Source organism: Pseudomonas sp. FSL W5-0203, from assembly GCF_001896155.1.
Classification (GTDB): Bacteria; Pseudomonadota; Gammaproteobacteria; order Pseudomonadales; family Pseudomonadaceae; genus Aquipseudomonas; species Aquipseudomonas paracarnis.
In genome coordinates, this window is sequence record NZ_MPOR01000068.1 from 1 (window position 1) to 14,607 (window position 14,607).

The following is a 14,607-nucleotide window of genomic DNA, read 5'->3' on the forward strand; positions in this document are numbered from 1 at the left end:
GTGCCGAGTGGTGGGGCAAGAGCGTTTTGCTTACTTTTGTCTGGGCCGGCATTCCGGCTTTTCAAAAGTGAGCCGCTGTACAAGCGGAACCCTAAGTGGCCGTTACCGCAGGAATGGATATGTACCCGGTCCAACTGTGTTGACTGTCAGGCCGTCATCGCAGGCAAGCCAGCTCCCACATTTGGATCGTGGGGTGTCAGGTGGATAGGCGTCGGCTGGGAGGCCGTCTTCGCAGGCAAGCCAACTCCCACATTGGATTGTGGGGTGTCAGGTGGATAGGCGTCGGCTGGGAGGCCGCCATCGCAGGCAAGCCCGCTCCCACAGGCAGCATTTGCAGCCGACCGATTCGGCCCTGTGTTGCATGAATTCTGAGGATGCCCACCCGGCTCAAACAACGCAATCCTTGCGCCGCAACAAGCCCCAGAGCCGAGTGGACGGGGCGCATCATAAGGAGTGAAACGGCATTTGTCCTCCAGACAATTCTGAACAAATGTGCACATTCCAAGTGTGTGGCGAGGGATTGCCTAACCCAGCCGCCCCACAATTTCGTCTTTGACCAATAGCCGTTTCTTCTTCAGCTTTTCCACATCCTCATCGCTGGCACTGGCTTTTTCCGCTTTTAGCACCTCAGCGTCGGCGTCGTCGTATTGAGTGAGCAACGCATCCAACCGTTTGTCCTGCGCCCTGCGTTCGTGAACAACTTCCTTGCTCAACCCCAAGTCCTGATACAGGTCGTGTTTCACTGGCATGGCGTACCTCCACAGATTGATCGATGGTCTACGCCCTTGAAGCTAGCCCATTCCAACAGCTCTTGTCATGTTTGAGGCCAACAACGTCCCGTTCGTCGCGGCGCAAGCGATGGGATCAAACCTTTGCCCCGCCCCGCCCTCCACTGTAGATCGCCACCCCAGGGAGAACGGTTTTATGAATCACGTTGCCACTGCTGCCGACACCCAATGCATCAACACCCTACGCACCCTGGCCATGGATGCCGTGCAGAAGGCCAATTCGGGGCACCCGGGTACGCCCATGGGCCTGGCGCCGGTGGGTTATACGTTGTGGAGTCGCTTCCTGCGTTATCACCCCGAGCATCCTGACTGGCCCAACCGTGACCGTTTTGTGCTGTCGGTAGGGCATGCCTCGATGCTGCTGTATTCGCTGTTGCACCTGGCCGGCGTGGTGGAAATCGATGCCCATGGCCAGCGCTCGGGCGAGCCGGCCGTCAGCCTGGACGACATCAAGCAGTTCCGGCAGATCGGCTCCAAGACCCCAGGCCATCCCGAGTACCGCATGACCACGGGCGTGGAAACTACCACCGGGCCGCTGGGCCAGGGCTGCGCCAACAGCGTGGGCATGGCCATGGCCGAGCGTTGGCTGGGCCAGCGCTTCAACCGCGACGGCCAGGTGCTGTTTGACTACGACGTCTACACCCTGTGCGGTGATGGCGACATGATGGAGGGCATCAGCAGCGAAGCCGCGTCCCTGGCCGGGCACTTGAAGCTCGATAACCTGTGCTGGATCTATGACAACAACACCATCAGCATCGAGGGCCATACTGAGCTGGCGTTCAGTGAAGACGTGATCCAACGCTTCCAGGCTTATGGCTGGCACACCGTGCACGTCACCGACGCCAATGACTTGCCGGCCTTGAGCGTGGCGCTGGAAACCTTCAAGGCCAACACCGGTGCCCCCACCTTGATCGTGGTGGACAGCGTGATCGGCTACGGCTCACCGCACAAACACAACACCGCTGCGGCCCATGGCGAGCCACTGGGAGAGGACGAGATTCGCCTGACCAAGGCCGCCTATGGCTGGCCGCAGGATTCAAGTTTTCTCGTGCCCGAAGAGGCCCGCACACTGTTGCGCGATGCCCTTTACGAACGCGCCGAGCCGCTGTACGCCGAGTGGAACCAGACCCTCGCCGCCCTCGACCCGCAACGGGCCGATGAGCTGCAACGCATGCGCGCCGGGGAGATGCCCGAGCAATGGCAAGCACACCTGCCCAGCTTTGCCGCCGATGCCAAAGGCGTCGCCAGCCGTGCTTCGGGCGGCGAGGTATTGAATGCCTTCGCCCAACAAATTCCATGGCTGCTGGGCGGTTCGGCAGACCTGTCGCCCTCGACCAAGACCAACCTCACCTTCGACGGTGCCGGGCGTTTCAGCGCGGGTGACTACAGCGGGCGCAACCTGCACTTCGGTATCCGCGAACACGCCATGGGCGCAATTGCCAACGGCATGGCGCTGTCCTACCTGCGCCCGTACACCTCGACCTTCCTGGTGTTCAGCGACTACATGAAACCGCCAATCCGCCTGGCGGCGATCATGGAATTGCCGGTGATCTTCGTGTTTACCCATGACTCCATCGGCGTAGGCGAAGACGGGCCCACCCACCAGCCCATCGAACACCTGACCCAACTGCGTGCCACGCCGGGGCTGTTGACGCTACGGCCGGGCGATGCGAATGAAACCCTTGAGCTGTGGAAGGTGGCGCTGGCACAAACCCATCGGCCCAGCTGTATGGTGTTATCGCGCCAGGCATTGCCGACCCTCGACCGCAACCACTTTGCCGCAGCTTCCGGCGCGGCCAAAGGTGCGTATGTGTTGGCCGACGCGGATCAACCGAAGGTCATCTTGATCGCCACCGGCAGCGAAGTGGGCCTGGCGGTGGCCGCTTATGAGCAGCTCAAAGACCAAGGCATTGGCGCTCGCGTGGTGTCGATGCCCAGTTGGGAGCTGTTTGAAGACCAGGATCAAGCCTACCGCGACAGCGTCCTGCCGCCTGCGGTAAAAGCCCGTGTAGTGGTGGAGCAGGCAGGGCCCTTGGGGTGGGACCGCTACGTCGGGCAGACCGGCGCCAAAGTGGTGATGAACAGCTTCGGCGCCTCGGCACCACTGGCCAAGTTGCAGGAGAAGTTCGGGTTTACCGTGGAGAATGTGGTGAAGCTGGCCAAAGAGCAGATCCAGCACAACCTCACTGACTAACACGGGGCTTAATGGGGGAGCGGGCTTGCCCCTCCCACATGTTGGGCATCAGCCCCCGTTAGATCAGTGATTGGGCTAGATAAGGTGCGGTGCGGCTGTGTTTGCTCTTGGCAACCTTGTGGGGCGTGCCGCACGCCACTACCGTTCCGCCCAGGTCCCCTGCCCCCGGGCCGATATCAATCACCCAGTCACTCTGGGCCACCACGCGCATTTCATGCTCCACCACAACCACCGTATGCCCCGCCTCCACCAAGTGATTCAACTGGCTGAGCAAACGATCGACGTCCTTGGGGTGCAAGCCGGTGGTCGGTTCGTCCAAGACATACAAGGTGGCGCCCCGGGCGTTACGTTGCAGTTCAGTAGCGAGCTTGATGCGTTGGGCTTCGCCGCCGGACAGCTCGGTAGCCGGCTGCCCCAGGCGCAGATAACCCAGGCCGATATCGCGCAGCACGACTAACGAGCGCAGGATGCCCGGTTGCTCGGCGAACACCTGCACCGCCTGCTCCACCGTCAGCCCCAGCACCTGGGCGATATTCAAGCCCTGCCATTTGATCGCCAGGGTGTCGGGGTTATAGCGCGCGCCGTGGCAGGTCGGGCATGGCGCGTACACGCTGGGCATGAACAGCAACTCGACGCTGACAAAACCTTCACCCTCACAGTTCGGGCAACGGCCCTTGGCGACATTGAAGGAGAACTGCCCGGCATCGTAATTGCGCTTTTTGGCCGCTGGCGTGGCGGCGAACAGTTTGCGCACGTTGTCGAACAGCCCGGTGTAGGTCGCCAGGTTGGAGCGCGGCGTGCGGCCGATGGGCTTCTGGTCCACCTGCACCAGGCGCTGGATGTGCTCCAGCCCGGCGCTGATGCGCCCGCCACTGGCTTGCGGTGCAGCATCTTCCAGGCTCGGTTCGTCGTCGCTTTCCAGCACACGCCCCAGGCCCGTGCCCACCAGCTCCAGCAGCGCCTGGCTGACCAGGCTGGACTTGCCCGAGCCGGAAATACCGGTCACCGCGGTGAAACAGCCCAGCGGAAAATCCACGTTCAAATCTTTCAGGTTATTTCGCGTCACGCCTGTGAGCTTCAGCCACCCGGCCGGCTCGCGGCTTGGCGCATTGGCCGGGCGAGGTGGGGCAAACAGGTATTCACGGGTCTGCGAGGCCTCGACGTCCGCCAACCCTGCGGGCGGCCCGCTGTACAACACTTGCCCGCCATGCTCGCCGGCAGCCGGGCCCACGTCGATCAGCCAGTCGGCGCGGCGCATGGTTTCCAGGTCATGTTCCACCACAAACAGCGAATTGCCCGCGGCCTTCAAACGATCAAGCGCCGTGAACAATGCTTCGCCATCCGCCGGGTGCAGGCCCGCCGAAGGCTCATCGAGCACATAAATAACACCGAACAACTGCGAGCCCAATTGGGTAGCCAGGCGCAGACGCTGCAGCTCCCCGGACGACAGGGTCGGCGTACTGCGCTCCAGGGACAGATAGCCCAGGCCCAGTTCGATCAAGGTGTTGACCCGCTCGAGCAGGTCCTGGGCGATGCGTTGGGCCGCCAGGCGTTTTTCCACCGACAGCTTCATCGTGTCGTGCCCCGCGGCCACCGGCTGCAGCAACTCGGCTAATTGCGCCAGGGACAATTGCGACAGCTCACCGATATCCACCCCGGCAAACTTCACCGACAACGCCGCCTGGGTCAGGCGTTTGCCCTCGCACAATGGGCAGGCGCTGCCTTGCATGAACTGCGATACACGCTTTTTCATCAGCGCGCTTTGGGTGTGGGCGAAGGTGTGCAGGATATAGCGCCGAGCGCCGCTGAAGGTGCCTTGGTAGCTGGGTTCGAGCTTGCGTTTCAACGCCTCGCGGGTCTGCTGCGGGGTGAAGCCGGCGTACACCGGTACGGTGGGGGTTTCTTCGGTGAACAGAATCCAGTCGCGCTGCTTTTTCGGCAAGTCGCGCCATGGGATGTCCACGTCATAGCCCAGCGTCACAAGGATGTCGCGCAGGTTCTGGCCCTGCCACGCCAACGGCCAGGACGCCACTGCACGTTGGCGGATGGTCAATGACGGATCGGGCACCATCAGCGCCTCGGTCACTTCATACACACGGCCCAGGCCATGGCATTGCGGGCACGCGCCCTGGGGCAGGTTCGGCGAGAAGTCCTCGGCGTACAACATGGCCTGCCCTTTCGGATAACGGCCGGCGCGGGAATAGAGCATGCGGATCAAGCTCGACAAGGTGGTGACACTGCCCACCGACGAGCGCGCACTGGGTGTACCGCGTTGCTGTTGCAGGGCCACGGCAGGCGGCAAGCCTTCGATGCTGTCTACATCCGGCACGCCGACCTGGTCGATCAAGCGCCGCGCATAGGGCGCCACCGATTCGAAATAGCGGCGCTGGGCCTCGGCATACACTGTGGAAAACGCCAGGGACGATTTGCCGGAGCCAGACACGCCGGTAAACACCACTAGGGCGTCCCGGGGAATATCCACATCGACATTACGCAAGTTATGTTCACGGGCGCCACGCACCCTGACAAAGCCCGCTTGCCGGGCGGTGAGCGGTGGGATGTTGCGCTGTGAAGTCATGGGCAACCTTGTCTTGCGCTTAGCACCCTGCGCACGCGTTGGGTCAGGGCATCGGGGCTGTAGGGTTTGCTCAGCAGGTGGATATCGGCGCTGAGCAGATGATTGGAAGACAGAATGTCGCGGGTATGGCCTGAGGTAAACAGCACCGGCACCGGCGGGTTCTGCGCGCGGGCCCAGGTGGCCAGGTCGGTGCTCTTGACCCGACCGGGCATCACCACATCGGTGAAGATCAGGTCCGGCGACACGCCGCGCTGCAACACTTGCATCGCGCGGTCGCCATCCTCGGCAATCAGTACGGTATAGCCCGACTGCTGCAGCAACTCGACCACCGTCAGGCGTACGCCTTCATTGTCCTCGACCACCAGGATGGTTTCCTGGCCGCCGCCTTGCAGGTCCGCATCACTGTAGTCGTCGAAGCATTCAGGCTCCAGGCAGTGGGGGAAATACATCTGCACCACCGAGCCCTTGCCCTCCTCACTCCACATGTCCACGTGCCCGCCACTTTGGCGCACAAAACCGAACACCATGCTCAGGCCCAGGCCGGTGCCGTGGCCTTCGCGCTTGGTGGTAAAAAAGGGTTCGAATGCGCGCTTGAGGGTCGCCTCGGACATGCCCACGCCGGTGTCGGCCACTGCCAGGCGCACGTACTCGCCGGGCTTGATGCTTTTACCGATGCAATCGTCCGGGTTGAGGATGACGTTTTCTCCGGTGATACGAATCACACCCTCGCCCTGCATGGCATCGCGGGCGTTGATCGCCAGGTTGAGCAGCGCGTTTTCCAGCTGGTTGCGGTCGACATTGATGCACCAGGAGTCCTGGGGCAGTTGCACGTCGATATGAATGGTTTCCCCCAACGCCCGTTGCAACAGCTCGCCCAGGCCGGCGTAGATGCGCTGCGGGTTGTACACCGCCGGAGACAAGGGCTGGCGACGCGCAAAGGCCAGCAGTTGCGACGACAGCTTGGCCCCTCGCTCCACGGCGGCGATGGCGGCGGTGACGCGACGTTGCACCTGGGGGTTGTCCGGTTCATGCCTGGCGAGCAAATGCAGGTTGCCGGCGATCACTTGCAGCAAGTTATTGAAGTCATGGGCCACGCCCCCGGTCAGGCCGCCAATCGCTTCCAGCTTCTGTGACTGGCGCAACTGGTCTTCTGCGGCCGACCGCGCCTGCACTTCAGCGGCTACGCGTTGCTCCAGATTATGGGTGAGCTCCTGGCGCACCCGCTCGGACTTCACCAGTTCGGTGGTTTCCACCACGATCGCCAGCACCCCGGCCGGCTGTTGGTTGTCCCCGGCCACGGGGCTGTAATAGAGGTCCAGCCATACGCTTTCCGGTTGGCTGTGACGCGATAGCACCAGCTCCTTGTTATTGAACGACAAGGTGCCGCCCGCCAGGCACGTATCCACCACATGCCGATTGAACTCGGCCACCTCCGGCCAGCCCAGTTCGACCGGAGTGCCCAAGAGGTAGGGATGGCGCCCGCCGGCAAATGCCGAATAGCTGTCGTTGTAGATCATGTACCCTGCCCGCCCCCACAGCATCACCATCGGCACGGGTGAGGCGAGCATCATTTGCACGGTGCAAGCCAGGCTCGTGGACCACTGATCCAAGGGGCCAAGGTCGGTACTTGACCAGTCAAACGTGCGAATCCGCTGGGCCATTTCGCCGGCCCAGCCTTCACAGCCATGGGGGTTGGATAAAAATTGCATGATTGGGCTCTGTGCAGGGACAAGACAGTCGCAAGTTTTGGAGCGCGCCAGCGGTGGATGGTTTCATCCTGAACACAGAGGAATGCATAAACCCCTGGAACTCAATGAAAATCCCGGCTGCGCACCACCATTCCATCCAGCAGCGGCGTCAAATCGGTGAGGCGCCCCGCGATCAAATGCCGCACCTCACCCACCGCCTCCCAACGGCCGTCCACCTTGAGCAAACGCGAGCCCACCAGCGCCTGGCGCTGACGCTCGGCCAGGTCGCGCCAGACCACCACATTGAGGTTGCCGAACTCATCTTCCAGGGTGACAAAGGTTACGCCGCTCGCCGTGCCTGGGCGTTGGCGCCCTGTGACCAGCCCGGCGATGCTCACGTTGCGCCCATGTTCCACCGCCAGCAACTCCTGGGAACTGCGGCAGCGGCGCCGGCGTAACTCGGCGCGCAACAACGCCAGGGGATGGGGCCCCAGGGTGGTACCGAGGGTGGCGTAATCGGCGTGCAAATCTTCGCCTACCGTGGGCTCGGGCAATGCCACCCGCGTTTCATCGGGGCTCGGCAGGCCGGCAAACAAGCCCAGTTGCTGATGCACACCGGCTACGTCCCAGCGCGCCTGATGGCGGTTGCCGGCCAGGGCGCGCAAGGCCCCGGCATCCGCCAGCAGCGCCTGGGCACGCGTATCCAGGCCGGCGCGCGCGTCCAGGTCAGCGATGTCGTTGAACCGCCGCTGCTGCCTCGCCGCTTCGATACGCCGCCCGTCTTCCTCGCGAAACCCCGAGATCATGCGCAAGCCCAAGCGAATCGCCGGTTGCTGGCCGTCGATGGGCTCCAGGCTGCACTCCCAGTCACTGGCCTGCACATCCACCGGGCGGATCTGCAAGCGATGGCGCCGGGCGTCCTGCAGGATCTGGTCCGGGCTGTAGAAGCCCATGGGCCAGCTGTTGATCAGGGCGCAGGCGAAGGCCGCTTGCTCATGGCATTTGAGCCAGCAACTGGCATAGGTCAGCAAGGCGAAACTGGCGGCGTGGGACTCAGGGAAACCATAGCTGCCAAAGCCCTTGATCTGCTCGAAAATCTGCGCGGCAAAGGCTTCGGTGTAGCCGTTCTTCAGCATGCCGGTGCGCAGGCGTTGCTGATGCGGCTCCAGGCCACCGTGGCGTTTCCAGGCGGCCATGGAGCGGCGCAACTGGTCGGCCTCGCCGGGGCTGTAGTCGGCGGCGACCATGGCGATCTGCATCACCTGTTCCTGGAACAGCGGGATGCCCAGGGTGCGTTCCAGCACGGCTTTCAATTGCGGCGACGGATAGGTCGTGGGCTCTTCATTATTCCGTCGACGCAAGTACGGATGCACCATGCCGCCCTGGATCGGCCCAGGCCGTACGATGGCGACCTCGATCACCAGGTCATAAAACGTCTGCGGCTTGAGCCGGGGCAACATCGACATCTGTGCCCGCGACTCGATCTGGAATACACCGATGGTGTCGGCCTTGCTGATCATGGCGTAGGTGGCCGGGTCTTCTTTGGGAATCGTGGCCAGGCTCAAGTCCCGGTGGCGATGCCGGCGCAGCAAATCGAAACAGCGGCGGATCGCGCTGAGCATCCCCAGGGCGAGGATGTCCACCTTGAGCAAGCCGACGGCATCGAGGTCGTCCTTGTCCCACTGGATAATGGTGCGCTCGGCCATGGCCGCATTTTCCACCGGCACCAGGGTGTCCAGCGGGTATTCGCTGATCACAAAGCCGCCAGGGTGCTGGGACAGGTGCCGCGGAAAACCGATCAGTTGCTGGGTCAACGTCAAGACACGCCGCAGCAGTGGGCTGTCCGGGTCGAAGCCGCTTTCACGCAGGCGCTCCAACGGCGGCGCCTCATCGCTCCAGCGCCCGCAGCAATCGGCCAAGGCGTTGATCTGGTCCGGCGGCAGCCCGAGGGCCTTGGCCACATCACGTACCGCGCCCGTGGCGTGGTAACTGCTGACCACCGCCGTCAAGGCTGCACGGGTGCGGCCATAGCGCTGGAACACGTATTGCAGCACCTCTTCGCGGCGTTCGTGCTCAAAATCCACGTCGATGTCCGGCGGCTCGTTGCGCTCCTTGGACAGGAAGCGCTCGAACAGCAGGTTGGTCAGGCTCGGGTTGATTTCGGTGATGCCCAAGGCAAAACACACCGCCGAGTTAGCCGCCGAACCACGGCCTTGGCACAAAATCGAACGGCTGCGGGCGAAACGCACGATGTCATGCACCGTAAGAAAATAGCTTTCGTAACCCAGCTCGCTGATCAGCTGCAGTTCACGATGGATTTGCTGCAAGGTCTTGTCGTCGATGCCTTCGGGCCAGCGCTGGGCGATGCCTTCTTCGGTGAGGGTGCGCAGCCAGGATTGGGCGTCATGCCCCGCGGGTACCAGCTCGCGTGGATAGTGATAGCGCAACTGGCCGAGGTCGAAGGTGCAGCGCCGCGCGATGGCGAGGGTTTCATCCAGTAAGGCCTGGGGATACAGCGCCGCCAGCGCATCGAGGCTACGCAGGTGGCGTTCGCCATTGGGGTGCAGGCGCGTGCCGGCTTCGGCCACCGGCACGTGGTGGCGGATGGCGGTCATGGTGTCTTGCAGGGCCCGGCGGCCCCGCGCATGCATATGCACATCGCCGCAGGCCACGGCAGGGATTTGCAGGCTGTGGGCCAGTTGCAAGCGCTGTTGCAGATGGCGCGCATCGTCCTGGCCGCAATGCAGATGCACCGCCAGCCACAGGCGCTGGTCGAAGGTGCGGCGCAGCCAGTCGAGGCTGGCCTGGGTGTCGCTGTCTTGCGCTACCCACAACGCCAAAAGACCGGGCAACGGTTGCTCGAAATCTTCCTGTAGCAGGCGATAGCGGCCCTTTTCAGCCCGCCGCCGGGCCAGGGTGATCAGCCGGCACAGGTGCTGGTAACCGCTCAGGCTCTCTACCAGCAGCACCAGTTTCGGGCCGTTTTCGATGTGCATTTCGCTGCCGATAATCAACGGCAAGTCTACGGCTTTGGCGGCTTGCCAAGCGCGCACGATGCCCGACAGCGTGCATTCATCGGTAATCGCCAGGGCGCTGTAGCCTTGGCGCTTGGCGCGCTCGAAAAGCTCCAGCGCACTGGAGGCGCCACGCTGGAAACTGAAATTGGACAGGCAGTGCAGCTCGGCGTAACTCATGTACCCTCCTACAGTAGGTGGCGGCCCAAGGGTCTTCATGCAAACCACCCTTGCAACCACAGCCCATCGCCTTGCCCCACCGTGCGATAGGCCCACCCCTGCTGGCCGGCGCGGGTCTGGACCAGGTAATAGTCGCGGCGCACATCGGCGCCATCCCACCAGCCGGATTCAATGCGCTCCGGGCCCATCAGGATCTGTACGCCGTGTTCGGCCAGCAAGGTCGGTTGCGGCAATAGCCAGCCTGGGCGGCGGACCTTGTTCAAGCTCGGGCACGCCTGGGGGTCGGTCGCGGCCTGCCAGGCGCATTCGGGGCGGTGGTCGGCCTGAAAACGCAGGCCCTGCACCGCCTCATCCCCCAGACGTGCACGCAGGCGTTCGCGCAACTGTTCCCACGGCAGGGTTTGTTGCGGGCGGTCGTCGAACAGGTCCTGGCGTTGCGGCACGAACACCGGCAAGTCCTCGGCCACCAGGCGCACCCCCCGCACCGGCGCGGTGACCTGTACCTGCTCCAGGCGCCCACGGGCCAGTTCGAACAACATCGAAGGCTCGCGCTCGGCACTGAGCAGGCCCACCTTGATCACGCTGTCGTGTGCCTGGGCGTGTTCCAGGTGCAGGTCAAAGCGCTGCACGCCACTGTCACGCCCGCACAGGAAAGCGGACAGATCGCCGGTCAAGCGCCGCAAGGGGAACAACAGCGCCTGGTGGGATTGCACGTCGAAATTCAACTCGATGCGTGCATCGAACTGGTCGGGCGGTTGATAGAACTCCAGGGCCAATGGCCGCTGCCCGCTCAGGGCGTCGAGGTGCTTGAGCAGGCTGGCGTCAAAGCGTCTCGCCAGGGTATGCCGTGGCAAGGCCTGCACCTGGGCCAGGCTGCGCAGGCCCATGCGCGACAAGGCGGTGGCGGCCTGGGGTTCAAGGCCCGCGCGGTCGATAGGCAACGATGCCAGGGCCTGCATCAGGGCGCGGTCATCGGCCACGGCCAGGCCGTCGTAGCCGTTTGCCAATATCCGCGCCGCCGCCGGGTTGGGCGCAGCGACGATGCGATGGCGAAAGCCAAGTTCGGTCAGCTCTTTGCGCAAACGCGCCTCGAGGTGCGGCCAGGGCCCGAACAGGCCCAGGCTCGATTCGATCTCGAACAACAAAGCCCGTGGGTAATACAGGCTGACCTGGGAGCTGAAACGATAGGCCCAGGCGGCCAGAAACTGCTGCAGGCGCTCGATCTCCAACGGGTCGTATTCGACACAGGCAAAGTGCTTGACCAGGGCATGGGCCGCCGTCAACGATTGCCCGGGGCGCAGGCCCAAGGCGCGGGCGGCGGCGTTGACGGTTTGCAGTACACGCCGCTGCGGCGTGCCGGCCAGCAGCGCCAGCGGCTGCTCGGGTTCGGGGTGCACACGCTGTGCCCCGTCCAGCGCCAATTGCGGGAAGACAATACACACCCAACGCATGGCAACCTCAATGCCCCGCCAGGGCAATCGGCGCCGGATGGGCCAGCCCGCCACGGCACTTGAGCACCCGCACTTGCGCGGGCCTGGCCTCGACCGCCAAGCGCAGGGCGGCGGGCGAGGCATTGATCGCCTCGCTCAAGGAGCGCCAGGCAAACGCCAGGGTCTGCCCGGTTTCCGCCGCTACCTGCAAACGCCGCAAGGCACGATCATCGGCCTTGCGCGGCCAACACAACACCGCCCCGCAACTGCCCGAACGCAGGCATTGCTCCACCGCCCACAGCGCGTCACGCTCCTCGGCCCGGATGATGGACAACTGGCGCACATCCACCCCGGCGTTCTGCCACGCATGGGGATAGGGGGTATAGGGCGGCGCCACCAGCACAATGCGCTCGCCCAGGGCCGACAAGCGCGCCAGTGTGGGCAGCACCAGTTGCAACTCGCCCACCCCGTCCTGGGCCATCAGGATTTCACTCAAGGCCGACTCCGGCCAGCCGCCACTGGGCAGCACCGCATCCAGCGCCGCCAGCCCTGTGGGATGTACGCTGGCCGGTGGCGCGGCGGGCCGGCCCTTCCAGACTCGCCCGCCATTGAACAGCGAGTCCAGGGCAACCACGGCGCCCATCAGCCTTGCCTCACCAGGCCGCAGAACACGCCTTCGATGGCCAGGTCCTGCTCGGGCCCGACCACGATGGGTTGATACGCCGGGTTGCGCGGCAACAGGCGAACCCTGTCGCCGTGGCGCTCGAATCGCTTGATGGTGACGTCGCCGTCCAGGCGCGCCACCACAATCTGCCCGTTCAAGGCTTCGGCAGTGCGGCGTACGCCCACCAGGTCGCCATCGAGAATGCCATCTTCAATCATCGAATCGCCCTGCACTCGCAGCAGGTAGTCGGGGGTTTTGGCGAAGGTGGCGGGGTCCAGTTGCAAGCGGCTGTGCACCTCGGCATCGGCGCCAATCGGCCGACCGGCCGCCACACGGCCGAGCACCGGTACATCCAGCCACTCGGGACGCGCAGGTTGATTGAGCAAGCGAATGCCACGGGCCTGGTTGGGGTTGACCTCGATAAAGCCGGCTTCGGTCAGCGCCACCACATGCTTGCGGGCGACGCTGCGCGAGGCGAAGCCGAACGCCTCGGCGATCTCGGCGAGGCTGGGAGGCTGGCCTTGTTGCGCGATGCGCTCGCGAATGAAGGTCAGGATGGCGGTGCGGCGGGGAGTCAGGCTTGTCATGGAGTACATTTGTACTCCTGTGGGAAATTTCTGACAATAACCGTCAGTCGGGGCTGGGTGTTACACCTGTGCGAGGGGACTTGCCTCCGTGACGGCCTGACAGTCGACGCCCGCCTACCTGACACCCCATGATTCAACTGTGGGAGCTGGCTTGCCTGCGATAGCGGCCTGACAGTCAACACAGTTGGACCGTGTACATATCCATTCCTGCGGTAACGGTGGGCCTGTCCCGTGACAACGGACGCCAAGAAGCGATACTTAAATCGTTCTCTTGGAGGTTGCCATGTATCCATCCACTCGCCGTAACTACACCGATGAGTTCAAGACTCAAGCGGTTGCGTTAGCTGAAAGCGTTGGCAGAACCGAAGCTGCCCGCCAGCTAGAGATGTCCGTCAAAACGCTCGATAACTGGGTGAACGCCACGCGCAAGGGTCAACCGTTGAGCTCGCCCGAGCGCAAGCCCATCACTAAGGAGGACAGCGAGCTTGCCCGCCTGCGAGCCGAGGTTGCCGAGCTAAAAATGGAGCGTGAAATCCTAAAAAAGGCGGCGGTATTCTTCGCCAGAGAGTCCAGGTGAGATACGCCTTCGTCGCTGCTGAACGGACTCAATACCCGGTACGTATGTTGTGCCGGGTGATGGAAGTCTCAACTTCAGGTTTCTACGATTACACGCACAGGCAGCCTCGCCCTGATCCTGACGCTCAGATTCGCATTGAGTTGCGCAGCGTCTATGCGGCCAGTCGACACACCTACGGTCGGCCACGGTTGGTCGCAGCCTTACGCCAGAAATCGTATGCAGTGGGCCACAAGCGAGTCAGCCGGTTGATGCAGGAGGAGGGTATTCACGGCAAGTCCAAACGCGGTTTCAGGCCCTGTACCACTGACAGCAACCATTACTTGCCGGTCGCGAACAATGTGGTGGCGCGGCAGTTTGCCATCGATAACCCCACTCCGACTTGGGTCAGTGATATCACCTATCTCCCAACCAGAGAGGGTTGGCTGTATCTGGCCGTAGTGTTGAGCATCCAGACCCGCCAGATCTTGGGCTACAGCTTGTCAGACCGCATGCCAGATGGCCTGGTGGAAAGTGCGTTTCTGAATGCCTGGAGCGCCTGTTCTGGCACTAGCGGAGCAGTATTTCACTCCGATCAGGGCCGTCAGTACGCAAGCAGTAAGTTCCGTCTAGCGTTAGCTAAGAAGGACTTCAAACAGAGCATGAGTCGAAAGGGAAATTGCTGGGATAACGCAGTGGCGGAGAGTTTTTTCGCTACGCTGAAAAGAGAGGAGGCTTTTGGGGTCTACCCCACCAAAAAACAGGCACAGCTATCGATCGCCAGCTATGTGCATGGGTTTTACAACAGCAGTCGACTGCACTCAGCTCTGGGGTATCGTTCTCCGAACGAATATGCAAAGAGCTTGAGGCAGAAGACTGGATAACCAGCTTCATGGCGTACGCTGCCGGGGGACAGGCCCATGCTTACTTT

10 protein-coding genes are annotated in these 14,607 nt (G+C 63.0%); 3 read left to right on the forward strand and 7 right to left on the reverse strand.

Features of this window, described 5'->3' with window-relative positions:
* Nucleotides 1–524: 524 nt before the first annotated feature.
* The gene (locus BOP96_RS28445) at nt 525–749 is read right to left on the reverse strand and encodes a DUF465 domain-containing protein (protein WP_014718181.1); all 225 of its coding nucleotides are present in this window, start codon (nt 747–749) and stop codon (nt 525–527) included.
* 175 nt (nt 750–924) lie between these two features.
* Here BOP96_RS28445 and tkt point away from each other — a divergent pair, with 175 nt between their 5' ends.
* A complete protein-coding gene (tkt, locus tag BOP96_RS28450) occupies nt 925–2,982 on the forward strand; it encodes a transketolase (RefSeq protein ID WP_032903879.1) in 2,058 nt (685 codons plus the stop codon).
* Between the two features lie 58 nt (nt 2,983–3,040).
* Here the strand turns inward: tkt and uvrA are convergent, their stop codons facing one another.
* From uvrA to lexA, 6 genes are all read right to left on the reverse strand, one after another.
* A complete protein-coding gene (gene uvrA / locus BOP96_RS28455; protein WP_073454669.1) occupies nt 3,041–5,560 on the reverse strand; it encodes an excinuclease ABC subunit UvrA in 2,520 nt (839 codons plus the stop codon).
* The gene (locus BOP96_RS28460; RefSeq protein ID WP_014718178.1) at nt 5,557–7,269 is read right to left on the reverse strand and encodes an ATP-binding protein; all 1,713 of its coding nucleotides are present in this window, start codon (nt 7,267–7,269) and stop codon (nt 5,557–5,559) included. Before BOP96_RS28460 ends, uvrA begins: the two co-directional genes overlap by 4 nt.
* A gap of 101 nt (nt 7,270–7,370) precedes the next feature.
* Nucleotides 7,371–10,442, reverse strand: coding sequence for an error-prone DNA polymerase (locus BOP96_RS28465; protein ID WP_073454670.1), 3,072 nt, complete (start codon nt 10,440–10,442; stop codon nt 7,371–7,373).
* A gap of 35 nt (nt 10,443–10,477) precedes the next feature.
* Nucleotides 10,478–11,893: a Y-family DNA polymerase gene (locus BOP96_RS28470; protein WP_060767417.1), complete on the reverse strand. Its 1,416-nt coding sequence runs from the start codon at nt 11,891–11,893 to the stop codon at nt 10,478–10,480.
* 7 nt (nt 11,894–11,900) lie between these two features.
* Entirely contained in the window at nt 11,901–12,515 is a 615-nt protein-coding gene (gene imuA, locus BOP96_RS28475; protein ID WP_003191873.1) for a translesion DNA synthesis-associated protein ImuA, read from the reverse strand.
* Nucleotides 12,515–13,132 carry a transcriptional repressor LexA gene (gene lexA / locus BOP96_RS28480; protein ID WP_073454671.1) on the reverse strand — a complete coding sequence of 206 codons (618 nt, stop codon included), beginning with the start codon at nt 13,130–13,132 and terminating at the stop codon, nt 12,515–12,517. Before lexA ends, imuA begins: the two co-directional genes overlap by 1 nt.
* A 274-nt stretch (nt 13,133–13,406) precedes the next feature.
* Here lexA and BOP96_RS28485 point away from each other — a divergent pair, with 274 nt between their 5' ends.
* Both BOP96_RS28485 and BOP96_RS28490 read left to right on the forward strand, forming a co-directional pair.
* A complete protein-coding gene (locus tag BOP96_RS28485; protein WP_020300742.1) occupies nt 13,407–13,700 on the forward strand; it encodes a transposase in 294 nt (97 codons plus the stop codon).
* Nucleotides 13,697–14,560, forward strand: coding sequence for an IS3 family transposase (locus BOP96_RS28490; RefSeq protein ID WP_020300743.1), 864 nt, complete (start codon nt 13,697–13,699; stop codon nt 14,558–14,560). Before BOP96_RS28485 ends, BOP96_RS28490 begins: the two co-directional genes overlap by 4 nt.
* Nucleotides 14,561–14,607 lie beyond the last annotated feature (47 nt).

What these genes read in the sequence shown, in the direction of transcription:
- BOP96_RS28445 (WP_014718181.1), bottom strand. Translation starts at nt 749, where the DNA reads ATGCCAGTGAAACACGACCTGTATCAGGACTTGGGGTTGAGCAAGGAA.
- tkt (WP_032903879.1), top strand. Translation starts at nt 925, where the DNA reads ATGAATCACGTTGCCACTGCTGCCGACACCCAATGCATCAACACCCTA.
- uvrA (WP_073454669.1), bottom strand. Translation starts at nt 5,560, where the DNA reads ATGACTTCACAGCGCAACATCCCACCGCTCACCGCCCGGCAAGCGGGC.
- BOP96_RS28460 (WP_014718178.1), bottom strand. Translation starts at nt 7,269, where the DNA reads ATGCAATTTTTATCCAACCCCCATGGCTGTGAAGGCTGGGCCGGCGAA.
- BOP96_RS28465 (WP_073454670.1), bottom strand. Translation starts at nt 10,442, where the DNA reads ATGAGTTACGCCGAGCTGCACTGCCTGTCCAATTTCAGTTTCCAGCGT.
- BOP96_RS28470 (WP_060767417.1), bottom strand. Translation starts at nt 11,893, where the DNA reads ATGCGTTGGGTGTGTATTGTCTTCCCGCAATTGGCGCTGGACGGGGCA.
- imuA (WP_003191873.1), bottom strand. Translation starts at nt 12,515, where the DNA reads ATGGGCGCCGTGGTTGCCCTGGACTCGCTGTTCAATGGCGGGCGAGTC.
- lexA (WP_073454671.1), bottom strand. Translation starts at nt 13,132, where the DNA reads ATGTACTCCATGACAAGCCTGACTCCCCGCCGCACCGCCATCCTGACC.
- BOP96_RS28485 (WP_020300742.1), top strand. Translation starts at nt 13,407, where the DNA reads ATGTATCCATCCACTCGCCGTAACTACACCGATGAGTTCAAGACTCAA.